The 1,229-nt window shown below is 52.6% G+C and carries 1 protein-coding gene; it reads left to right on the top strand.

What is annotated here, in order from left to right; genetic code table 11:
• The first annotated feature begins 59 nt into the window (after positions 1-59).
• Positions 60-1,220, top strand: coding sequence for an IS30-like element ISHar5 family transposase (locus tag IXC47_RS19290; RefSeq protein WP_011872576.1), 1,161 nt, complete (start codon positions 60-62; stop codon positions 1,218-1,220).
• Positions 1,221-1,229: the final 9 nt, after the last annotated feature.

The following is a 1,229-nucleotide window of genomic DNA, read 5'->3' on the forward strand; positions in this document are numbered from 1 at the left end:
GGCGGTTTCAACCGGTGAATGCAACACACTAAAGGCTATGCAGATAGCGGGAGTGTGTCATGGTTCGCCGAACAAGGATCATCTATACCGATAGCCAAAAGGCTTTGATGTGGGATCGCTGGAAGAAGGGAGAATCTCTCCAGCAGATTGCCCAGCTCTTCGATCGAAACCATTCCTCTGTCCAGCGCATTCTGGCCAAGAGCGGTGGGATTCGACCACCGCCACGCATTCGATCCAGTACGGCATTGACACTGGCCGAGCGTGAAGAAATCTCCCGTTCGATTGTCGCTGGTGACTCGATGCGCACCATCGCCAAGAACCTGGAACGGGCAACATCGACAATCAGTCGGGAGATCAAACGCAACGGCGGCATTGAAGCCTATCGTGCTGCAGAGGCAGATGCAGCCACCTGGAACCGCGCGCATCGGCCTAAACCCTGTAAGCTTTTACAGAACCGGCAGCTAGCCAGCGCCGTTGCGACCAAACTTCGCCAACGATGGTCACCACAACAAGTGGCCGGATGGCTCAAATACACTCATCCAGGCAATGAGGAATTGCATGTGTCTCACGAAACTATCTACAAGACCTTGTTCATCCAGACACGCGGTGCCCTGAAGAAAGAGCTGACCGAGCATCTGAGGCGCACACGTGTCATGCGTCGTTCACGTCATCACACGCAGAAGACAGACAATCACGGCCAGATCATTGATGCTGTTTCGATCAGCGAAAGACCGGCTACGGTAGAGGATCGTGCGGTCCCAGGCCATTGGGAAGGTGATTTATTATTTGGAAGTGGCAACAGCCACATCGCGACATTGGTGGAGCGCCATACGCGCTATGTGATGTTGGTAAAAATCGCTCGCAAAGATACGCAGACGGTGATTGATGCGCTGATCAAGCATGCGGGCAAGCTACCGCAGGAATTATATAAATCGCTGACATGGGATCGAGGCAAAGAACTAGCTGACCACAAGCGCTTCACACTGGCTACAGATATCCAGGTGTATTTCTGCGATCCACGCAGTCCCTGGCAGCGCGGCTCAAACGAAAATACCAATGGCCTGCTGCGTCAATACTTCCCAAAAGGAATGGATATCTCGGGTTACTCGCAGGCTCAATTGAATGCTGTTGCCAGACAACTCAATGAACGACCGAGAAAAACCTTAAACTACGAAACACCGGCTCAACGGTTTTATCAATCTGTTGCATCCACCGGTTGAAACCGCCAC

This window comes from Herminiimonas contaminans (assembly GCF_015645465.1).
GTDB lineage: Bacteria > Pseudomonadota > Gammaproteobacteria > Burkholderiales > Burkholderiaceae_D > Oxalicibacterium > Oxalicibacterium contaminans.